At 72.6% G+C, this 21,018-nt stretch carries 20 protein-coding genes and 3 tRNA genes; 16 read left to right on the top strand and 7 right to left on the bottom strand.

Annotation, left to right across the window (positions count from 1 at the left end; all coding sequences use genetic code 11):
* Positions 1-29: 29 nt before the first annotated feature.
* Positions 30-440 carry a Rid family hydrolase gene (locus AB0H37_RS36005; protein ID WP_329089008.1) on the top strand — a complete coding sequence of 137 codons (411 nt, stop codon included), beginning with the start codon at positions 30-32 and terminating at the stop codon, positions 438-440.
* Positions 441-1,023: 583 nt separating this feature from the next.
* Here the strand turns inward: AB0H37_RS36005 and AB0H37_RS36000 are convergent.
* The 5 genes from AB0H37_RS36000 to AB0H37_RS35980 form a co-directional block, all read right to left on the bottom strand.
* Positions 1,024-1,095: transfer RNA gene (locus AB0H37_RS36000), tRNA-Val, on the bottom strand.
* A 14-nt stretch (positions 1,096-1,109) separates the two neighbouring features.
* A tRNA-Cys gene (locus AB0H37_RS35995) sits at positions 1,110-1,180 on the bottom strand.
* 28 nt (positions 1,181-1,208) lie between these two features.
* A tRNA-Gly gene (locus AB0H37_RS35990) sits at positions 1,209-1,281 on the bottom strand.
* Between the two features lie 42 nt (positions 1,282-1,323).
* On the bottom strand, positions 1,324-2,292 hold the full coding sequence (locus tag AB0H37_RS35985; RefSeq protein ID WP_360617140.1) for a CHAP domain-containing protein: 969 nt from the start codon (positions 2,290-2,292) through the stop codon (positions 1,324-1,326).
* A 157-nt stretch (positions 2,293-2,449) separates the two neighbouring features.
* A complete protein-coding gene (locus AB0H37_RS35980; protein ID WP_329089010.1) occupies positions 2,450-3,253 on the bottom strand; it encodes a universal stress protein in 804 nt (267 codons plus the stop codon).
* Between the two features lie 99 nt (positions 3,254-3,352).
* Here AB0H37_RS35980 and AB0H37_RS35975 point away from each other — a divergent pair, with 99 nt between their 5' ends.
* The gene (locus AB0H37_RS35975; RefSeq protein WP_360617139.1) at positions 3,353-3,928 is read left to right on the top strand and encodes a YceI family protein; all 576 of its coding nucleotides are present in this window, start codon (positions 3,353-3,355) and stop codon (positions 3,926-3,928) included.
* A 47-nt stretch (positions 3,929-3,975) separates the two neighbouring features.
* On the opposite strand, the gene AB0H37_RS35970 is transcribed toward AB0H37_RS35975, so the two are convergent.
* The gene (locus AB0H37_RS35970; RefSeq protein ID WP_360617137.1) at positions 3,976-4,890 is read right to left on the bottom strand and encodes a LysR family transcriptional regulator; all 915 of its coding nucleotides are present in this window, start codon (positions 4,888-4,890) and stop codon (positions 3,976-3,978) included.
* 93 nt (positions 4,891-4,983) lie between these two features.
* On the opposite strand from AB0H37_RS35970, the gene AB0H37_RS35965 reads away from it, so the two are divergent.
* The 7 genes from AB0H37_RS35965 to AB0H37_RS35935 all read left to right on the top strand — a co-directional run bounded on the left by AB0H37_RS35965 (position 4,984) and on the right by AB0H37_RS35935 (position 12,538).
* Positions 4,984-6,129, top strand: coding sequence for a TDT family transporter (locus AB0H37_RS35965; protein ID WP_360617136.1), 1,146 nt, complete (start codon positions 4,984-4,986; stop codon positions 6,127-6,129).
* Between the two features lie 126 nt (positions 6,130-6,255).
* Complete coding sequence (locus AB0H37_RS35960; protein ID WP_360617135.1) at positions 6,256-7,335, top strand: LLM class flavin-dependent oxidoreductase; 1,080 nt, start codon at positions 6,256-6,258, stop codon at positions 7,333-7,335.
* On the top strand, positions 7,332-7,925 hold the full coding sequence (locus AB0H37_RS35955) for an FMN reductase (RefSeq protein ID WP_329089016.1): 594 nt from the start codon (positions 7,332-7,334) through the stop codon (positions 7,923-7,925). The genes AB0H37_RS35960 and AB0H37_RS35955 overlap by 4 nt, the downstream gene beginning before the upstream one ends.
* 45 nt (positions 7,926-7,970) lie before the next feature.
* A complete protein-coding gene (locus AB0H37_RS35950) occupies positions 7,971-8,327 on the top strand; it encodes a metalloregulator ArsR/SmtB family transcription factor (RefSeq protein WP_329089018.1) in 357 nt (118 codons plus the stop codon).
* A complete protein-coding gene (locus AB0H37_RS35945) occupies positions 8,324-8,953 on the top strand; it encodes an SRPBCC family protein (protein ID WP_179835814.1) in 630 nt (209 codons plus the stop codon). The genes AB0H37_RS35950 and AB0H37_RS35945 overlap by 4 nt, the downstream gene beginning before the upstream one ends.
* A gap of 114 nt (positions 8,954-9,067) precedes the next feature.
* Positions 9,068-11,266, top strand: coding sequence for a carbamoyltransferase HypF (gene hypF, locus AB0H37_RS35940; RefSeq protein WP_360617133.1), 2,199 nt, complete (start codon positions 9,068-9,070; stop codon positions 11,264-11,266).
* A gap of 177 nt (positions 11,267-11,443) precedes the next feature.
* Complete coding sequence (locus AB0H37_RS35935) at positions 11,444-12,538, top strand: hypothetical protein (protein ID WP_360617132.1); 1,095 nt, start codon at positions 11,444-11,446, stop codon at positions 12,536-12,538.
* A gap of 21 nt (positions 12,539-12,559) precedes the next feature.
* Here AB0H37_RS35935 and AB0H37_RS35930 read toward each other — a convergent pair whose 3' ends face one another.
* A complete protein-coding gene (locus AB0H37_RS35930; protein ID WP_329089025.1) occupies positions 12,560-12,961 on the bottom strand; it encodes a PPOX class F420-dependent oxidoreductase in 402 nt (133 codons plus the stop codon).
* Between the two features lie 86 nt (positions 12,962-13,047).
* On the opposite strand from AB0H37_RS35930, the gene AB0H37_RS35925 reads away from it, so the two are divergent.
* From AB0H37_RS35925 to AB0H37_RS35895, 7 genes are all read left to right on the top strand, one after another.
* Entirely contained in the window at positions 13,048-14,763 is a 1,716-nt protein-coding gene (locus tag AB0H37_RS35925; protein ID WP_360617131.1) for an MFS transporter, read from the top strand.
* A 97-nt stretch (positions 14,764-14,860) separates the two neighbouring features.
* On the top strand, positions 14,861-15,904 hold the full coding sequence (locus AB0H37_RS35920; protein WP_329089030.1) for a LacI family DNA-binding transcriptional regulator: 1,044 nt from the start codon (positions 14,861-14,863) through the stop codon (positions 15,902-15,904).
* Positions 15,905-15,949: 45 nt separating this feature from the next.
* Entirely contained in the window at positions 15,950-17,167 is a 1,218-nt protein-coding gene (locus tag AB0H37_RS35915; RefSeq protein WP_329089032.1) for an extracellular solute-binding protein, read from the top strand.
* The gene (locus tag AB0H37_RS35910; protein WP_329089033.1) at positions 17,164-18,345 is read left to right on the top strand and encodes an ABC transporter ATP-binding protein; all 1,182 of its coding nucleotides are present in this window, start codon (positions 17,164-17,166) and stop codon (positions 18,343-18,345) included. Before AB0H37_RS35915 ends, AB0H37_RS35910 begins: the two co-directional genes overlap by 4 nt.
* A 25-nt stretch (positions 18,346-18,370) precedes the next feature.
* Positions 18,371-19,261, top strand: coding sequence for an ABC transporter permease subunit (locus AB0H37_RS35905; protein ID WP_360617130.1), 891 nt, complete (start codon positions 18,371-18,373; stop codon positions 19,259-19,261).
* On the top strand, positions 19,258-20,112 hold the full coding sequence (locus AB0H37_RS35900; RefSeq protein ID WP_360617129.1) for an ABC transporter permease subunit: 855 nt from the start codon (positions 19,258-19,260) through the stop codon (positions 20,110-20,112). The genes AB0H37_RS35905 and AB0H37_RS35900 overlap by 4 nt, the downstream gene beginning before the upstream one ends.
* Positions 20,109-20,885, top strand: coding sequence for an SDR family oxidoreductase (locus tag AB0H37_RS35895; RefSeq protein WP_360617128.1), 777 nt, complete (start codon positions 20,109-20,111; stop codon positions 20,883-20,885). Before AB0H37_RS35900 ends, AB0H37_RS35895 begins: the two co-directional genes overlap by 4 nt.
* The last annotated feature ends 133 nt before the right edge of the window (positions 20,886-21,018 follow it).

Raw genomic sequence — 21,018 nt, 5'->3', positions numbered from 1 at the left:
GCCCCACAGCCCCACGCCAGAGGAACGCCATGCCCCGCGCCGTCACGCTGATCCGCTCCGCGTCCCTGTCCTCCGCCGCCGAGTACGCCTACGCGGCGACCGCCCCGGCGGAGGCACGGCTGATCTTCCTCGCCGGGGCGTGTCCGCTGAACGAGGACGGCTCCACCGCCGCCACAGGCGACTACGCCGGGCAGGCGGCCAAGGCCCTGGAGAACATGAGGACCGCCCTGGCGGACTCCGGCGCGGCGCTGCACGACGTCATCAGCACCCGCGTACTCGTGGCCTCCTCCCGGCAGGAGGACCTGGCGACGGCATGGCAGGTGGTCCGAGACGCGTTCGGCGACCACGACGTCCCCAGCACACTGATCGGCGTCACCGTGCTCGGCTACGCCGACCAACTCGTAGAGATCGAAGCCACCGCCGCCGTACTCGACCCCTGACCCCGGACATCGCGCAGAACCCCGCGAATCAGGACGCCCAAGGCAGCGCAGAGAAAATGTTCTCTCTCGTCATGAGGTAGCGGCATTGCCGGACGCTGACGCCCAGCACCAGCGGTCATGACGAGACGCAAGGCCCTCACAAAGATGTGAGAGTCAACGCGCTGAGGCACAGCCCATCAGCGCATCGTTGAGACGGTCGCCCGTCCCAGGGCCAGCGAAGGACTAGTGCCGCCAATATATGAACCAGGCTCTGCTGCCACCGCCAAGGCTGCCGAGTGGCTAGCGCGTCTACAACGGCTTAGCCCTGGCTCCGACGCATCCGCGCGCCGACAGGGGCCGGGCCACGTGAGTTCTGAAAGCGTGCCGCAAAGTCCAGCCCCGCGCGCAGGGGGAGTGGGGGACGGAGTCCCCCACATCGGGGGTCCGGGGGTCGTCCCCCGGGAAAGCATTGCGGGCCCCCGGGAAGGCGCCGAAAAGCGCCGACCATGGTGGCCCGACTCGGGGGTCCGGGGGGCGTCCCCCGGGAAAGCATTGCGGGCCACCGGGGAAGGCGCGTCAGCGCCGAACACGGTGGCCCGACTCGTGGGCGATACTGGGATTGAACCAGTGGCCTCTACCGTGTCAAGGTAGCGCTCTCCCACTGAGCTAATCGCCCTTGCGTGTGCTGCGAGGTGGAGACGGGATTTGAACCCGTGTACACGGCTTTGCAGGCCGTTGCCTCGCCTCTCGGCCACTCCACCAGAGCGAGGCCTGACGGGGGCCTCTCAGAGCGGACGACGGGATTCGAACCCGCGACCCTCACCTTGGCAAGGTGATGCTCTACCAACTGAGCCACGTCCGCGTGCCGGTCCGGGGGTCGCCCCCCGGGCTCGCACGAACAACTCTAGCGGAATCCCGGAGTGCTTGCGTACCGGTCGGATGCCGAGTCGGTGAGCTCGGCGTGCAGGGTGTTCCAGAAGTCGAGTTCGCCGTCCTCTTCGAGGTGGGCGATGCGGCCCCAGAACTCGCGGTCCTCGGCCTCGTGGGCGGCGGCGAGCGAGATGGCGGGCATCAGGGTGGTGCCGGCGTCCGCGGCGTCGAGGTCGGCGGGGGTGACGTCGGCCGGGAGGGCGACGGGAGTGGCCGGGCGGTGGTGCTTGCCGCGCTTGCGGACGCGGATGGGCGGGGACGTCGGGGCCTTCGCGGCGGCGACGCGGCCGGCGGCGAGGGCCACGGTGCCGCACAGGACGAAGGCGAGGATGCCGCCGAGGACGACCTCCTGGGCGGGGACGTGCTCGGGGGCGGGGGAGTGCTGCTGCTCGTGGGTGCGCGTCGAGACGGCGGGGGCGCCGACCTGGTCGACGGTGGGGGCGGGGGCGGCGTGCTTCGGGGCGTACTTGGCCTCGACCTTGATCTTGGACGGGTAGCCGAAGCCGACGACGGAGTCCATGTCGCGGGTCTTGCGCATGAGCTTGTAGCCGTCGGCGTTGCCCTCGATGGTGTGGAGGGTGTGGCCGTCGACCTTCTCGACGATGCCGACGTGGTCGACCTGGTCGATGTCGCCGGAGCCGTTCCAGTCGTAGAAGACGATGGCGCCGGGTTCGGGGTCGTGGCCCCAGGCGTCGTTCTTCTTGAACCACTTGGCGTGGTCGACGGTGGAGGCGAACTGCCCGGCCTGGCCGGTGACGTCGGCCTTGTCGGCGGCCCAGGCGAGGAACATGTCGCACCAGGGCGCCGTCGAGAAGTACTCGTCGTGGTCGCCGTCGAGGTTCTTGCGGTACCACTCGCCGAACTTGGTGTAGCCGTCGCCTTTCTCGGTGTACCCGAGCTCCTTCGTGGCGATGTCGAGCAGCTTCTTGCCGATCGGGTCCATCTCGCTCCTGACGCGCCTCGCTCGTTCGGGCGAGGTGGCGCCCGACCGGGGGACGGAACGTGCCGCGTTCCAAGGTCACGTTCCGATCTCGACGGAATGTAGCCGAGGTAAACGGTGGGCGGCAAGCGGTTCCATGGAACCGGTCAAAAGGGACTACTCAGTAGTAGCCTCGCGGGAGGACGGTGACCGGACAGGGCGCGGCGCGCAGGACCTTGAGGGCCACCTCGCCCAGGAAGACCCGGTGGGCTGCGGCGTCCTCGCTGGACGCGCAGACGAGCAGCTCGCCCTCGGGCCAGTCCACGTCCTCCAGTGCGTCCGCCACGTCGTCGCCCTCGGCCACCTCGGCGGTGACGTCCTCGGGGAGCAGGTCCGCGGAGTCCAGGGCGAGCCGGATGGCGAGCGCGAGGTCGTCGCGGAGCGGTTCGGGGTTGACGTCGCCGATGGCCAGGGTCACGAGCCGGAGGGGCACCTCCAGGCGGTCGGCGGCCTGCGCGGCGCGGATGACCGCCTCGTCGCACTGGGGCCGCCGCACGTACATGACCGTGATCCGGCCCAGCTCGTCGGGCGACCGGTGGCCGGACGGGGCGAGCATCACGGCCTCGGTCGCCGAGTGGAGCAGGTGGTCGGCGGCGGCGCCGACGCCGATCCGGCCGCGGGCGCCGCCCTCGGGGGAGCCGACGACGATCAGATCGGCGCCGATCCGGCTGGCGAGCACGGTCAGGCCGCGGCCGACGCTGCGGCCCTCCTGGACGAGCAGGTCCGCCGGCTCGCCGTCCAGGAGGTCGGCCGCCTGGTCCAGGAGCGCGCGGGCCTCGCCCGCCGCGGCCGGGAGGTCCGGCGGATGGACGGTCGCCACGCTCAGCCGGCCGCCGGTCAGCGCGACGATCCCGCGGGCGAGGTCGAGTGCCTCCCGGCCGCCCGCGTCGGGAACGTATCCGGCGAGCACATGTTCACCGATCATGTCCGAAGCATTCCCCCTGAGGCCCGGAACAGACCAGGATGAGTTTTGGGGTACTTTTGCCAGGTTCGCAGATTTTTGGGGGGATTTATGGGTGGCGAGGTGCCCGACCTCGAAGCCGGCCGCTGGACCGTCGACCCGGTCCACTCCGAGATCACCTTCTCGGTCCGGCACCTGATGACGACGGTGCGCGGCTCGTTCCCGGACTTCGAGGGCGAGGTCGTGATCGGGGAGGACCCGTTCGACTCCACCGCCCGCGCGGAGATCCGGATGGGCTCGATCGACACCCGCAGCGCCGAGCGGGACGAGCACGTCCGCTCCGCCGACTTCCTGGACGTGCGCCGCCACCCGGTGATGAGCTTCGCCGGTACCGGTGTGGAACGTGCCAGGATCGGCCGCCGCGCCCGGACGCCCCGCTACCACCTGCACGGCGACCTGACGATCAGGAACGTCACCCGCCCGGTCCGGCTGCTGACCGAGTTCCACGGCGTGGGCCCCGACCCGTGGGGCGGCGTCCGCGCGGGCTTCACCGCGACCGCCTCCATCAGCCGCCGCGACTTCGGCATCGAGTTCAACATCCCGCTGCAGGGCGACCGGGTCATGCTCGGCGACGAGATCGCGATCGCGCTGGAGATCCAGGCCGTGCTCGCCGCCGCCGACGTCCCGCTCGACCGCTGACCGCCGGCCCGACCGGCCGTCCCCGGCCCGAAGCGGCCGGGTCGCGACTAGGCGCCGGGGCGGGAGGCGCGGGTCAGGCCCAGGAGGTCGCGGGCGGGGCCGGCGGGACGCCGGCCGGCCGGCCAGACCGCGCGCAGCGGGCGTGAGAGGTCCAGTTCGGGGACGGGGACGCAGACCAGCCGCCCGGCGGCCACCTCGTCGGCGACGGCCAGATCGCTCACCACGACCGGCCCGGCGCCGGAGACGGCCGCGGCCTTGAGCGCGGTGGTGGACGCGAGCTGAAGCATCGGCGGCGCCGTCCCGCCGTGCGCGGCCAGCGCCCGGTCCAGGACCTCGCGGGTGCCCGACCCCTCCTCGCGCAGGACGAGCGGCGTCCGCGCCAGCTCGGCGGCCGGGACCCCGGAGCGCCGCCGCGCCCAGGGATGCCGCGGGCCGACCACGACGACGAGCCGGTCGGTGGCGACGACGGTGCCGTGCAGTCCGGACGGCGTGCGCGCCCCCTCCACGAACCCGAGGTCCGCGCCGCCGCGGCGCACCTGCTCGGCGACCAAGGTCGAGTTGGCGGTGCGCAGGGTCACCGCGACGCCGGGGCGGACGGTCCTGAGCGTCACCAGCCAGCCGGGCATCAGGTACTCGGCGACCGTGAGGCTCGCCACGACGCGTAGCCGCCCGTCGCGCCGCTCGCGCAGCGCGTCGAGCCCCGCGTCGAGCGCCTCCGCCGCCGCGACCACCTGCCGGGCCCACTCGGCGACTAGCGCGCCCTCCTCGGTGGGACGGGAGCCGCGCGGCGACCGTTCGAGCAGCGCCACGCCGATCTGCCGCTCCATCGAGCGGATCCGGGCGCTGGCGGCGGGCTGGGTGACGCCGAGCTCGGCCGCCGCGCGCCCGACGCTGCCCAGCCGGACGACGGCGAGCAGCAGTTCGAGGGCGCCGAGGTCGGGGACGCGGTGCGAGACGGCCATGACCGCGATTCTACGGACCCATAGGCCCGCTTTATGACCTCATAGAGCTATGACCTCTACTGACGGGGGCGAATGCAGGGGAACCTGGACGCCATGAGCCTCCCCACCCCGAACCGCTCCCTGCTGGGCGCGCTCGACCGCCCCACCGAGGTGTTCCGGCATCTCGGCCCCAACTGGTACGCGGCCGTCATGGGCACGTCGATCGTTGCGAACGGGGCGAACGCGCTGCCGGTGGACGTCCCCGGCCTGCACGCCTTCGCCGTGGTCGTGTGGGCGGGCTCGCTGCTGATGCTCGTGGCGCTCATGGCGGCGCGCGCCGTCCACTTCACCCGCCACGCGGACGTGGCGCGGTTCCAGCTCCTGGACAACCCCGCCACGGCCGTGTTCTACGGCTGCCCGCCGATGGCGATGCTCGCCGTCGGCTACGGGACGCTCATGCTCGGCCCCGAGGTGATCGGCGCCCAGGCGGCGATCGCCCTGGACACCGTCCTCTGGACGCTCGGGACGCTCTACGCCGCGCTGGCCGCCGCCGGCGTCCCCTACCTCATGATCACCAGGCACCGGCTCGGGCCCGCGGACCCGACCTGGCTGCTGCCCGTCGTCGCCCCGATGGTCGCCGCGGCGCTCGGGCCCGCGCTCGTCCCGCACCTGCCGGAGGGGCAGGCCCGCGCCACGCTGCTGTTCGGCTGCTACGCCCTGTTCGGCGCGAGCCTGCTGGCCACGCTGGTCCTGCTGCCCGGGATCTGGGCGCGGCTCGCCGGCGGCCCGCCGTCACCGGTCGCCCTCACCCCGACGCTGTTCCTCGTGCTCGGGCCGCTCGGGCAGTCCACCACGGCCGTCGTGCAGATCGCGAATGCCGCGGGGGCGGCCGCTCCCGGGTACGCGGCGGCGACGCGCGCGTTCGCCGTCCTCTACGGCGCTCCGGTGATGGGCTTCGCGCTGCTCTGGCTGGTCATCGCGGCGACCGCGAACCTGCGGGCGCTGCGCGGCGGCATGCCGTTCGCGATGACGTGGTGGGCGTTCACCTTCCCGGTCGGGACGTGCGTGACCGGCGCGTCCGGCCTGTCGCGGATCACCGGCCTGGACGCGCTGACCGACGTGGCCGTGCTCCTCTACCTCCTCCTCGTCACGGCCTGGGCCGTGGCAGGCGTCCAGACGGTCCGGGGCGCGCTCAGCGGGCGCCTCTTCCTGCCCGCCGTGCCGCGTCCGGCTCCGCTGCGACCGCTTCCCGCCGCCTAGCAGGCGTGCGCGAGCCGGTGGTCCGGCGTCGATCACGCTCGTCCTCCCGGAGGGCGGGGCAGGAATACCCGCCGGGGGGCCGGGGTTCGGTAGAATAATTGAAAGTTCTACTATTTGGAGGCCGGCATGCAGTTCGGGATCTTCACGGTCGGCGACGTCACCCCCGACCCGACCGACGGGCGGGTTTCGACCGAGGCCGAGCGGATCAAGGCCATGGTGGCGATCGCGCTCAAGGCCGAGGAGGCGGGCCTGGACGTCTTCGCGACCGGCGAGCACCACAACCCCCCGTTCGTGCCGTCCTCCCCGACCACGATGCTCGGCTACATCGCGGCGCGCACCGAGCGGCTGATCCTGTCCACCGCGACCACGCTGATCACCACGAACGACCCGGTGAAGATCGCCGAGGACTTCGCGATGCTCCAGCACCTCGCCGACGGCCGGGTGGACCTGATGATGGGCCGCGGCAACACCGGCCCCGTCTATCCCTGGTTCGGCAAGGACATTCGCGACGGCATCCCGCTCGCCATCGAGAACTACCACCTCCTGCACCGGCTCTGGCGCGAGGACGTCGTCGACTGGGAGGGCGAGCACCGCACGCCGCTGCAGTCGTTCACCTCGACGCCGCGGCCGCTGGACGGCGTCCCGCCGTTCGTCTGGCACGGCTCGATCCGCAGCCCGGAGATCGCCGAGCAGGCCGCCTTCTACGGCGACGGCTTCTTCGCCAACCACATCTTCTGGCCGACGGACCACTTCCAGCGCCTGATCGGGCTGTACCGGCGGCGCTACGAGCACTACGGGCACGGCTCCGCCGACCAGGCGATCGTCGGCCTCGGCGGGCGGGTGTTCATGCGCAGGAACTCCCAGGACGCCGTCCGCGAGTTCCGCCCGTACTTCGACAACGCGCCGGTCTACGGGCACGGGCCGTCGCTGGAGGAGTTCACCGCGGAGACGCCGCTCACGGTCGGCAGCCCGCAGCAGGTCATCGACAAGACGCTGACGTTCCGCGACCACTTCGGCGACTACCAGCGCCAGCTGTTCCTGATGGACCACGCGGGGCTGCCGCTGAAGACGGTCCTGGAGCAGATCGACATGCTGGGGGAGGAGGTCGTGCCCGTGCTGCGCAAGGAGTTCGAGGCGCTGCGTCCGGCGCACGTCCCGGCGACCGCCCCGACCCACGCGTCCCGCCTCGTCGAGGAGGTGCGATGACCGCCCTCGCCGTCGTCTCCGCCGGGCTCGGGCAGCCCTCGTCCACCCGGCTCCTGGCCGACCGGCTCGCCGAGGCGGCGGCCGGCGCCCTCCGCGGGGACGCGACCGTCGAGACGATCGAGCTGCGCGACCACGCGCACGCGATGGTCGACGCGACCCTGACCGGCTTCCCGTCCGGGACGTTCCGCTCCGCCGTCGAGACGGTGGCGAACGCCGACGGCCTCATCGCCGTGACGCCGGTCTTCAACGCGTCCTACAGCGGGTTGTTCAAGACCTTCTTCGACGTCCTGGAGCGCGGCTCCCTGGACGGCACGCCGGTACTGCTCGGCGCGACCGGCGGCACCGCCCGGCACTCTCTGGCCATCGATTACGCGATGCGGCCCCTGTTCGCGTACCTGCGCGCTAGCGTCGTCCCGACCGGTGTCTACGCGGCGTCCGAGGACTGGGGGAGCGCCGAGACGGCCCTGCCGGAGCGCGTCGCCCGGGCCGGCGCCGAACTGGCCGCCCTGGTGGAGGCCCGGCCGGCCCCGGTGAAGGACGACCCGTACGAGGCGCCCGTGCCGTTCGAGCAGCTTCTCGCCGGACACTGAACTTGAGATTTGGCTTATATAAGCCAAGCCTGTAACTTGGGTCACGTGCACGCATTCGATGTGGTGGGCGATCCCGTCCGGCGCCGGATCCTCGAGCTGCTCGCCGGCGGCGAGCGCTCGTCCGGTGAGGTCACGGCGGCCGTCCGGAGGGAGTTCGGGATCTCCCAGCCCGCGGTGTCGCAGCATCTGAGGGTGCTGCGCGACAACGGATTCGCCGTCGTGCGGGCGGAGCGGACGCGCCGGCTCTACGCTGTCGACTCAGCACCTCTGCAGGAGATCGACGCGTGGCTCGAACGCTTCCGCCGGTCCTGGACGCCGCGTCTGGACGCCCTGGCGACCGAGATCGCCCGTGGGAAGCGCGCACACCGTACGCATCACGACGACCCAGGGAGCGAGACATGATCGAAGTCACCGGCCAGATCAACACCGTCACCCGCACGGTGGGCGAGAAGGCGCTGGAGTCCGGCACCGCGAGGACCGCGACGATCAGCAGGGTCTACGACACCGGCGTCGACGACCTGTGGAACGCCGTCACCGACCCCGAGCGGATCTCCCGCTGGTTCCTGCCGGTCTCCGGCGACCTGCGCCTCGGCGGCCGCTTCCAGCTGGAGGGCAACGCCAGCGGGACGATCGAGCGCTGCGACCCGCCGAAGGGGTTCGCGGCGACGTGGGAGTACGGCGGCCAGACCACCTGGATCGAGGTCCGGCTGACCCCCGAGGCGGACGGCCGGACCCGGTTCGAGCTGGAGCACACCGCCCTCGTCGACCCTTCGCAGAACCAGTTCGGCCCGGGCGTCGTCGGCATCGGCTGGGACATGGGGCTCCTCGGCCTCACCATCCACGTGGAGTCCGGCGAGGACGCCCGGGCCAAGCTCGGCGACGCCTGGGCCATGTCCGAGGAGGGCCGCGAGTTCGCGCGGCAGGCCGGTGAGGGCTGGTACGCCGCCGACGTCGCGGCCGGCGCCGACGAGGCCACCGCCCGCACCGCGGCGGACTTCACCATCGCCATGTACACCGGGGAGCAGTGACCTCCGGCGCCGAGCGCGCCCGGCGTCCGCCCCGCCCTTCGCGAAGTCGTCATTGAGACACGCCCTGTAGCCGCCTTCAGCCGTCGGCGGTGACCGGCGAGGCAGAATGGCGGGGTGGACGTCAGGGTCGGTGTCCGCGTCGAAGGAGTCGTGCAGGGCGTCGGGTTCCGGCCGTTCGTGCACGGTCTCGCGACCGGCCTCGGGCTGTCGGGGCTGGTCGGCAACGACGCGGGCGGCGTGTTCATCGAGGTCGAGGGCGCCCCCGACGAGGTCGGGCGCTTCCTGGACGGGCTGCGCACGCGCCCGCCCCGGCTCGCCCTCGTCGAGCGCGTCACGACGCGGGAGCTGGACGCCGTCGGGCGCGGCGGCTTCGCCATCGTGGGAAGCGACGCGTCGGGTGAGCGCCGGGCCCTCGTGTCGTGGGACGCGGCGACCTGCGACGACTGCCTGCGCGAGATGCGCGATCCGGGCGACCGGCGCCACCGGTACCCGTTCATCAACTGCACCGGCTGCGGGCCGCGCTTCACGATCGTCACGGGCGTTCCGTACGACCGTCCGAACACGACCATGGCGGGCTTCGCGATGTGCGGGCCGTGCGCCGCCGAGTACCGTGACCCGGCCGACCGCAGGTTCCACGCCCAGCCGGTGTGCTGCCCCGCCTGCGGTCCGTCCCTCACCCTGCGCCCCCATGCCGGCGATCCCCTGGACGCCGCGCGGACGGTGCTCGCGGACGGCGCGGTCCTCGCCGTCAAGGGACTCGGCGGCTACCACCTCGCGGCACGGGCGGCGGACCGCGGCGCGGTGGCCGCGCTGCGCTCCCGCAAGCACCGCGAGGACAAGCCGTTCGCCGTGATGGTCCCCGACCTGGAGGCGGCGCGGGACCTGTGCGAACTCACGGCGGCCGAGGAGGCGTTGCTCACCGGACCGCGCCGCCCGATCGTGCCGGCGCGGCGCCGACCGGACGCGGCCCTCGCGGACGCGGTCGCACCGGGCAACCGGTCCGTCGGCCTCATGCTGCCCTACACCCCGCTGCACCACCTGCTCGTCACCGAGCCCATCGTTCTGACCAGCGGAAACGTCTCGGACGAGCCGATCGCCTACCGAGACGAGGACGCCCTGGAACGGCTCGCCGGCATCGCCGACGCCTTCCTCGTGCACGACCGGCCCATCCACACCCGGACCGACGACTCGGTGATGCGGGCGTTCCACGGCCGGACGCTGCCCGTCCGGCGGTCCCGCGGCTACGCGCCGGAGCCGATTGCCGTCCCCGCCGGCCGCCCGGTGCTGGCGTGCGGCGCGGAGCTGAAGAACACGTTCTGCCTGACCCGCGACGGCCGGGCGTTCGTCTCCCACCACATCGGCGACCTGGAGAACCACGAGACGCTCCGCGCCTTCGAGGAGGGCATCGAGCACTTCCGGCGGCTGTTCGACATCGCGCCCGAGCTGATCGCCTACGACCCGCACCCGGAGTACCTGTCCACGAAGTACGCGCTCGACCAGGACCTGCCCGGGGTCGCCGTCCAGCACCACCACGCGCACATCGCCTCCTGCCTCGCCGACAACGGCGCGGACGGCCCGGTGATCGGCGTGGCGTTCGACGGCACCGGGTACGGGACCGACGGCACCCTGTGGGGCGGCGAGTTCCTGGTCGCCGACCTGCGCGGCTTCGAGCGCGCCGGGCATCTGGAACCGGTTCCGCTGCCCGGCGGCGCCGCCGCGATCCGCGAGCCGTGGCGCATGGCGGCGGCCTACGGGGTCCCGGACGACCTGCCGGTGGCCCGCCGCCCCGAATGGGCCGCGGTCACCGCCCTCGCCCGGCGCGGCGTCAACGCCCCGCCGACCTCCAGCATGGGCCGCCTCTTCGACGCGGTCGCCGCCGTCCTCGGCGTCCGCGACCGCGTCAACTACGAGGGGCAGGCCGCCATCGAGCTGGAGCAGTGCGCCGACATCGCCGAAACCGGCACATATTCGGCGTCCCTGAACGGCGGGACCGGCTTCACCGTCGCGGGCGGAGAGTTCCTGGACGCGGTGCTGGCCGACCTCAAGGCGAACGTCCCCGTCCCGACGATCGCCGCGCGCTTCCACAACGGCGTCGCTGCGCTCGTCGTCACCGCCGCCTCCCGCATCAGGGCGGAGACGGGCATCGGCACGGTCGCGCTCTCCGGTGGCGTGTTCCAGAACATGCTCCTGCTCGACCGCGCCGTCTCCGGCCTCGCCGGCGCGGGCTTCGAGGTGCTGACCCACCACCGCGTCCCTCCCAACGACGGCGGCATCAGCCTCGGCCAGGCGGCCGTCGCCACCGCCCGCGGCTGACTCCGGATCCGCCCTGTCCGGATCCGGTCGCGTCGCCCCGGGAACCGGCGATGCTCCCGGATGGACCGTGCCCATCAGGTGCGCGGCACCCTGGCGCTCTCCGTCGCGGTCCTGCGGGGCACCGCGTCCGGTGCGAAACGGCGACGCGGCGGCGGTTCCGGAAGGCATGATCATCGAATGGCGGACGAAGGAGACGAGTCACAGGGGGCCCGGCCGAGGTCATGGTTCATCCGGCGATGGGCGGCCCCGCTGGCGCTGGCCGTGTCGGTCGCCGCCTCCATCGGCGCGGTGCACCTGCTGGCGGACGGGTCGACGGCCACCGGACCGGCCGGCGAGCAGCGCATGCCGCGCTTCATCATCGCGGTCGGAGAGATCGGCGGAGCCCCTCCGGGGCGCGGGCCGAAGCCGTGGTTCCGGGTCAGAGCGGCCAAGGGTGGAGTGCGGCCCGTGGACTCGGTGCCCGCGCCGCGATCGGCCGGCGCGGCGCAGTCGGTCATCGCGGGACCGGAGGCAACGTTCGTGCTCTCCGCCTTCGAGGAGAAGTCGTGCGCGACGCGGTTCTACCGGTTCCGCCTCGCCGGCGACGGCAAGGTGAAGGAACTCGCGCCGCTCACCGCGGACAGCGTCACGGCACGTGTGGCCGGGCTGGCCATGAGCCCGGACGGTGAACGGCTCGCCTACGCGACGGCCCCCTGCGCGCAGGCCGCTCAGCCCCAGGCGACGGTCACCGTCCTCGACCTCGGTTCGGGCCGGCGGCGAACCTGGAGCACGGCCGCCCCCTCCGTCGTCGGTGAGATCGTCTGGGCGCGGGACGACCGCACGCTCGGCTACACCATCGGGGATGTGCGGTCGGAGGCCGAACCCGGCCCCTTCCATGAGCGCGGAGTCGGGAACGTCACCGTGCACGCCCTGGACACGGGCGTGCGAGGCGCCGACCTGCGGGGCGGCCGCGTCCTGTTCCGGCAACCCGACGACTCCGCGGCGGTCACCACCGCCGTGATGAACCCGGACGGGCGGGCGGGCTACGGCGCGATGAAGAAGGCGCGGCCGCCGAGCTCCGTCATCTTCTCCTTCTCCGCCGGCAGGCCGATGAAGGTCACCCAGACCTACAAGAGCGGACCGAACGTCGTGACGGCCTTCATCATCGCCACCGACGACCACCCCCGGTACGCCTGTCTGGGAGGAGTCGACTCCTTCGGCAGGGTGCGTGACGGCCTCTTCGCGGACGCCTCGGGGAGTGGCCTGGGCTGCTCGGTCGCCTACGCCTACTGACCCCGCCCGCTCGGGGCGGTGTCAGAGGTTGCCCAGGACCCGAGTGGCGGTGATCTCTATGACGACGCGGTTCGGGTTCGGGCGCGGCGGCTTGTAGCGGGCGGTGTAGAGGTCCTCCGCGTGCGCGACGGAGGCCGGGTCGGTCCGCAGGACGGCGCGGCCCTCGATGGTCGACCAGCGGCGGCCGTCCACCTGGGTGACGGCGACGGGCAGGCCGGAAGCGCCGGCGTCGCGAACGTGGCGGGCCTTCGCCGAGGAGGCCGAGGTGATCACGCGGACGGTGCCGGCGTCCAGCGTCGCGCCGACGGGGACCGAGTGCGGGGTGCCGTCCGGGCGGAGGGTGACGAGGGTGCACAGGTGGCGTTCCCGCCAGAAGGCGATGAGCCGCTCGTCGGTGAGGTCCAGCCGGTGTCGTCCGTCCACTGGAGGAAGCCTATCCGGACTGGTCGGATACGACGGGGTTATGATTAGTTAGCGTAAGAAACTATCTGAGATGGGGAGGGGGCGGCGTGCCGTCCAAGCACTATTCGTGGATCGCGCTGAGCAACACGACGCTGGGCATGCTGTTGGCCACGGTCAACTCATCGATCGTGATCATCTCGCTGCCGGCGATCTTCCGCGGCATCCATCTGAACCCCCTCGAACCGGGCAATGTCAGCTACCTGCTCTGGATGCTGATGGGCTACATGCTCGTCTCGGCCGTGCTGGTGGTGACACTCGGGCGGCTCGGGGACATGTTCGGGCGCGTCCGGATGTACAACGCCGGGTTCGCGGTCTTCACGGTCGGGACGCTCGTCCTGGCGCTCGACCCGCTGCACGGGGGCGCCGGTGCGCTCTGGCTCATCGGCTGGCGGGTGCTCCAGGGGATCGGCGGCGCCATGCTGATGGCGAACTCGGCCGCGATCCTCACCGACGCGTTCCCCGCCCACCGGCGCGGCATGGCGATGGGCGTCAACCAGGTCGCGGGGATCGCCGGGACGTTCATCGGCCTGGTCGCCGGCGGGCTGCTGAGCGAGATCAACTGGCGGCTGGTGTTCTTCGCCTCGGCGCCCATCGGGATCGTCGGGACGATCTGGGCGTACCGGAGCCTGGTCGAGACCGCCAAGCGGGCGGTGGGCGCGAGGATCGACTGGCTCGGCAACGTGACGTTCGCGGTGGGGCTGACCGCGCTGCTCGCCGCGATCACCTACGGCATCCAGCCCTACGGCGGGCACGACATGGGCTGGACGAATCCCTGGGTGCTCGCCGGGGTGATCGGCGGCCTCGCCGTCCTGGCGGTGTTCTGCTGGATCGAGACCAGGGTCGAGCAGCCGATGTTCCACCTGAGCCTGTTCCGCATCCGGGCCTTCGCGGCCGGCAATCTGGCCGGGCTGCTCGCCGCGATCTCGCGCGGCGGGATGCAGTTCATGCTGATCATCTGGCTGCAGGGCATCTGGCTGCCGCTGCACGGCTACGACTACGAGGACACCCCGCTGTGGGCGGGCATCTACCTGCTGCCGCTCACCGCCGGCTTCCTGGTCGCCGGGCCGATCTCCGGGCACCTGTCCGACCGGCACGGCGCCCGCGCGTTCGCCTCCGGCGGGCTGGTGCTGTCGGCGCTGGCGTTCGCCGGGCTGCTGGTGATCCCGACCGACTTCGGGTACACCACCTTCGCGCTGCTGATCTTCCTCAACGGGATCGGCTCCGGGCTGTTCGCCGCCCCCAACACCACCGCGATCATGAATTCGGTCCCGGCGGACCAGCGCGGCGTGGCCTCGGGGATGCGCGCCACCTTCATGAACGCCGGCATGGTGCTGTCGATCGGCGTGTTCTTCTCGCTGATGATCGCCGGCCTGGCCGACACGCTGCCGAGGACGCTGGCGCGGGGCCTGACCGAGCACGGCGTTCCGGCCGGGCCGGCCGCACGGGTGGGCGAACTGCCGCCGGTCGGCACGCTGTTCGCGGCGTTCCTCGGCTACAACCCGATCCAGAACCTGCTCGCTCCGTTCCACGTGCTCGGCGGGCTCGCGCCGGACGACGTGGCCACGCTCACCGGCCGCTCGTACTTCCCGCACCTGATCTCCGAGCCGTTCCACCACGGCCTGGTCATCGTGTTCGGCCTGGCGATCGCGATGTCGCTGGTGGCGGCGCTGGTGTCGCTGCTGCGCGGGCGCCGGTACGTGCACGACGACGACGCCGTCGCCGACGAGCCCGCGCCGCAGAAGGCGGGCCGCGGCGCCGCCTGACCCGGCCCCGACCGAGAGCCCCCGGCCACCCCGCCCGGCCGGGGGCTTTCCGCTGGGCTCTTGACACTGTTCCGCAAACGTTTTCATACTCCTCGGCATGGGCGGTACGGGCACCGGCGGAGGCGCGACCGGGCGCCGCGGCGCCGAGGGCCCCCGGGCCTCGATCCGGGCCGTGGCGAGGCTCGCCGGGGTGTCGCCGTCCACGGTGTCGCGCGCCCTGAACAATCCCGAACTCGTGAACGCCGAGACCCGGCGGCGCGTGCTCGAATGCGCCGAACGGCTGGGCTACCGGCCGAACCGGGCGGCGCAGTCGCTGGTCCTCGGGCGCACCCGCAACGTCGGCCTGATCGTCCCCGACATCGCCAACCCGTTCTTCGCGCCGTTCATCAAGGGCGTCGAGGCCTACTTCCGGGACACCGAGTACGCGGTGTTCCTGGCCGACACCGACGAGGACACCGCGACGGAGGTCCGGCTGGCCGAGGCCATGGTGGAGCGGGTGGACGGGCTGATCCTGTGCGCCCCGCGCATGACCGGGGCGCGGCTGCGCGCCGTCGCGGCCAGAACCGCCGTGGTGCTGGCGAACCGGACCAGCGGGGCGGCGCCCTCGGTCCTGCTGGACTTCCGGCCCGGCATGGAGCAGGCGGTCGCGCACGTCCACGCGCTCGGCCACCGCCGCTGCGCCTACCTCTCCGGCCCCGCCAACTCCTGGTCCAACCGGCAGCGGCGCAGGTTCCTCGGCGCCGCCTGCGCGGAACGCGGCATCGAGCCGGTGGACCTCGGCCCGTACGAGCCGCGCTTCACCGGCGGGTACCGGGCGGCGGACGAGGTGCTCGCCGCGGGCGTCACCGCGGTGTTCGCCTACAACGACCTGGTCGCGCTCGGCGTGCTGTCCCGGCTCGCCGCGCGCGGCGTGCCGGTGCCCGGCGAGCTCAGCATCGTCGGGTTCGACGACGTCCCGATGGCCTCGATGACCAACCCGCCGCTCACCAGCGTGGCCATGCCCGTCAACGCGCTGTCGCGGGCGGCCGCCGCGACCGTGCACGCGATGCTCGACCCCCGGGCGCCCAAGGCGCCTCCGCTGCCGCCGGCGACCGAGCTGGCGACCCGACTGCTGATCAGAGGCACCACCGGGCCGGCGTGACCGGCCCAGCCCGTAGGACCGCACGTCCTGCCTGGAGGATCCGCCATGAGAACTCCTCGATCCGCACTCCTCACCCTCGCCACAGCCGCCGGCCTGCTGATGACCGCCTGCGGGGCGCCGGACTCGGGCGGCGCCGCCTCCGAACCGGCCGCCTCGGACGTCCGGCTCCCGTCCAAGCCCGTCACCCTCAACATCATCGACGTCGCCGGCAACCTCCAGCTCACCCAGCAGATCTTCGAGAACTACAGGAAGGAGCATCCGGAGCTCGTCGGCAGGATCACCTACACCAAGGCCACCGCGCCCGAGCTGGCCGGCAAGGTCAAGGCGCAGCAGGACGCCGGACGCCTCGACATCGACCTCGTGCTGACCGGGACCGACGGCCTCTCCGCCGGCCTGGAGCAGAACCTGTGGGTCGACCTCGCGGGCAGGTACGCCGCCAAGCTGCCCGATCTGAGGTCGCAGTACCTGGAGCCCGCCGCCAAGATGCAGGACCTCGCGCAGGGCCGGGGCGTCGTCGTGACGTACTACCCCTCCGGCCCGCTGCTGGAGTACGACCCGAAGAGGGTCCCGGACCCGCCGAAGACGGCCGAGGCCCTGCTGGCCTGGGCGAAGGCGCATCCGAAAAAGCTGGAGTACGCCCGCCCGTCCAACTCAGGCCCCGGACGGACGTGGCTCATGGGCCTGCCCTACATCCTCAAGGACTCCGACCCCAAGGACCCCTCGAACGGCTGGCCCAAGACCTGGGCCTATCTCAAGGACCTCGACCGCTACATCGAGTACTACCCGACCGGCACCTCGCAGACGATGAAGGAACTGGGCGAGGGCACCCGCGACATCATCCTCAGCACCACCGGCTGGGACATCAACCCGCGCGTCCTCGGCCAGGTGCCGAAGGACGTGCGGATCCAGCCCCTGGAGGGTTTCACCTGGGTCACCGACGCCCACTACATGGTCGTCCCGAAGGGCGTGTCCGGCGGGAAGCTCGCCGTCCTGCTCGACCTGGTGAAGTTCGCGCTCCAGCCGAAGCAGCAGGCGATCACCTACGACAAGGGCTACTTCTACCCGGGCCCCGCCGTGAAGGGCGTGACGCTCGACATGGCCCCGGCCGAGAGCCAGAAGGCGATCAAGGAGTACGGCCGCCCGGAGTACGACTCGCTCATCGCCGGCAGCCCCAAGGCCCCGCCGCTCGACGCCAAGGCGCTCGTCGCCGCCTTCGACCGCTGGGACCGCGAGGTGGGCGGGCAGAAGGTCAAGCAGTCATGACGCTCGGCACCGCGACGGAGCGGGACGCGCGGCCCGGGTTCGGGCGGCTGCGCCTGGACGGCGTCACGCGGCGGTTCGGGAAGGCGACCGCGCTGAGCGGTTTCGATCTGCGGATCGAGGGCGGCGAGTTCATCGCGCTGCTCGGACCGTCCGGCTGCGGGAAGTCCACCGCGCTGAACTGCCTGGCCGGGCTGCTGCCGCTGTCCGGCGGCGCGATCTGGCTGGACGAGGAGCGCATCGACACGCTGCCGCCGGAGCGGCGCGGGTTCGGGATGGTGTTCCAGAACTACGCGCTGTTCCCGCACCTGTCCGTCCGCAGGAACGTGGCGTTCGGGCTGTCGGTGCGGCGGGTCGGGAAGGCGGAGACCGCGCGGCGGGTGGACGAGGCGCTGCGCACCGTCGAGCTGACCGAGCACGCCGGCAGGCTGCCCGGACAGCTGTCGGGCGGCCAGCAGCAGCGGGTCGCGATCGCCCGCGCGATCGTGCTGCGGCCGAGGCTCGTGCTGATGGACGAGCCGCTGTCCAACCTGGACGCCAAGCTCCGCGTGCAGATGCGCACCGAGATCCGGCGCATCCACCAGGATCTCGGACTGACCACCGTCTACGTGACGCACGACCAGGAGGAGGCGCTCGCGCTCGCCGACCGGGTCGTGGTGCTGCGCTCGGGACGGATCGAGCAGATCGGGACACCCGAGGACGTCTACACCCACCCGGCCGGCACCTACATCGCCGGGTTCATGGGCTACCGGAACCTGCTGGAGCTGCCCGTCCTGTCGTCCGGCGACGGGACGGTCCGGCTCGGCGGCGAGAGCGGGCTGACCCTGACCGGGCGGAGCCGGCAGCCGGTCGGCGGGCCGCGCGCGGTCGCGGCCGTCCGGCCGGAGGACTTCCAGGTCGCCGGGTCCCCCGACACGGCGACGGCCGAGAACCTCGTGAGGGTCCGCGTCGAGGTGGCGGAGTTCCACGGCCGCGAGGTCGCCGCCGAGGCCGTGACGGACGGCGGACGCGTCATCCATTTCAGGACGCCGGAGCGGGTCGCGCCGGGGGAGCGGGTCGCGCTGACCGTCCCGCCCGAGCGCGTGCTCGTGTTCGGGGAGAGCGTGCGGGAGGCGGCGCGGGCGCTCGACGGACCCGCCGCCGAGGCGCTCGGGGAGACGGGGGCGCGCGATGGCGGTTGAGGCCCCCGCCCGCGGCGAGGCACCTATGCCCCGGCGCGGCGGCCTGCGGCACCGGCTCGCCGAGCGCGGCGTCGACCGCGTGCTGCTCCTGCTGGTGCCCGCCGTGCTCGTCGTCGCGCTGCTGTTCCTCTACCCGATGATGTACGGGGTGGGGCTTTCGCTGCAGCCGAAGGACGGCGGCGGCCCGTTCGGCAACTACGCCGCCTTCTTCCGCGACTCCTACCAGCGCGGCACCATCGGCAAGACGCTCAGGCTGGCGCTGCCCGCCGCCCTGATCAACGTCGGCGCGTCGGTGCCGATCGCGTACCGGCTGCGTGGCCGGTTCCGCGGCCGGCGGCCGCTGACGGCGCTCCTCGTCCTGCCGGTGACGCTCGGCACGGTCCTGGTCGCGGACGGCCTGCTGCGCTACCTCGGCCCCAAGGGCTGGTTCAACCGGGTGCTGCTCGACCTCGGCGTCGTGGACGAACCCGTCCGGCTCGTCTACAACTACTGGGGCGTGCTGCTCTCGCTGCTCATCACCGGGTTCCCGTTCGCGTTCCTGCTGGTGCTGGCCTACATGTCGGGCATCGATCCGACGCTGGAGCGCGCCGCGGCCACGCTCGGCGCCGGGCCCTGGCAGCGGATGCGGCGGATCGTGCTGCCGCTGCTCGCGCCGGGGCTCGCGACGACGTTCGTGCTCGCGTTCGTGCTGGCGTTCTCGGTGTTCCCGTCCGCGAACCTCGTCGGCGAGCCGGCCGGGGAGACGCGGGTGATGGCGATCGCGGCCTACCAGGCGGCGTTCGAGAAGTACGACTACTCGATGGCCTCCACCATCGCCGTGCTGATGGGCGTGTTCGAGCTGCTCGTTATCGCGGTCACGCTGCTGCTGCGCGGCCGCCTCTACACCGGGCCCGCGTCGGGAGGTAAGGGATCATGACCGCCGTCTCGCGCCCGCGCCGGCTGCCGACGATTAGGCCGGGCGGCTGGGCCGTCTGGCTGTTCGTCGCGTTCTTCCTGGTGAACCTGGCCGCGCTGATCCTGTCCGTGGTCGTGAACTCGTTCGGCACGAAATGGTTCGGCGGGTGGCTGCCGCAGGGCTTCACCGGCGCGTGGTACTCCGACGCCTGGGCGGAGTTCGCGCTCGGCGACGTGCTGACCGCGACCCTGGAGATCACGCTGATCGTGGTCGCGCTGTCGCTGCTCGTCGGCGTCCCGGCCGGGTACGCGCTGGCACGGCGCGACTTTCCCGGCAAGCGGATCGTGACGGTCCTGCTGCTGCTCCCCGTGGTGCTGCCGCCGATCACCTACGGGATCCCGCTCGCGACCGTCCTGTACAAGGTGCACCTGGCCGGGACGATGACGGGCGTGATCGCGGCGAACCTCGTCCCGGCGCTGCCGTTCGTCGTGCTGGTGATGACGCCGTTCGTGGAGCAGATCGACGCGAACGTGGAGTCGGCGGCGCGGATGTGCGGCGCCCGCACCCGGCAGGTGTTCGCGCGGGTGCTGGTGCCGCTCCTGCTGCCGGGGATCCTCGCCGCCGGGATCCTGGTCCTCGTGCGGACCGTCGCCATGTTCGAGCTGACGTTCCTGGTGGCGGACGCCGACAGCCAGACGCTGGTCGTCGCGCTGTACAGCGCCGCGTTCACGCCCGGGATCCGCGCCGCCCAGGCCATCGACGCGATGGCCGTCATCTACATGGCCCTGTCGGCGGTGCTGCTGGTCATCGCCCTGATGTTCGTCAACCCGACGCAGATCGTCGCGCAGGTGAGGGAGGCCCCGGCCGAATGAGCGCTGTCCGGTTCGACTACACGGGGGAGCGGGTGCTGGTCACCGGCGCGGCGGGGCTGATCGGCCGCGCGCTGGTACGGCGGTTCGCCGACGCGGGCGCCGCCGTGCTCGCCGTCGACGTGGACGCCGGCGGCCTCGCGGTGCACGACGGCGACCCGCGGGTGGCGACGATGCCCGGCGACCTGGCCCGCGAGGACGTCGCCGACGCCGTCTTCGCCAGGGTCGCGCGGGACGGCGGCCTGGACGTGCTCGTCAACAACGCCGCGATGACGGGGCTGCGCACCCCGTTCATCGACATCGACGCCGGCGTCTGGGACGCGGTGATCGCCGCCAACCTGCGCTCGGCGTACCTGCTGTCGGTGCGGGCGGTCCGCCACTGGCGCGACGCCGGGCGCGGCGGGACGATCGTCAGCCTGTCCTCGCCGGGCGGATCCCGCGCGCACGAGGACCAGAGCGCCTACGACGTGACCAAGGCGGGAATCGAGGCGCTCAGCCGGGCGATCGCCGTAGAACTGGGCGGACTCGGCATCCGCGCGAACTGCATCGCTCCCGCCAGCGTCGGCGGGGAGGTCCGGCCCGCGACCGACCTCCCGGCCGGGCGCACCACCGCGCCGGAGGAGGTCGCGGACGCGGCGCTGTTCCTGGCGTCCTCGGCGGCGTCGCAGCTCAACGGGCACGTCGTTCGCGTGGACGGCGGCCTGCACGCGCGGCTGCGGACCGACCCGTCCGAGGAGCGGCGGCGCGAGTCCGAGGACGCGGGCCCAAGGCGGTGAAAGCGCGGACCGGCCGCCCCCCGGGGGGGGGGGGCGGGGCGGGGCGCCGGGCCGGGGGGGGGGGGGGTCGCGCCGCGGGGGAGGTCGGGCGAGCGGGGTGGTGGGGTGGGGGGTGGGGAAAAAATTGTTTTTG

The organism is Actinomadura sp. NPDC023710 (genome assembly GCF_040639875.1).
Taxonomy (GTDB): domain Bacteria; phylum Actinomycetota; class Actinomycetes; order Streptosporangiales; family Streptosporangiaceae; genus Spirillospora; species Spirillospora citrea.
Note: the sequence above shows the minus strand (reverse complement) of the source record. Positions and strands in the feature narration are given on the sequence as shown.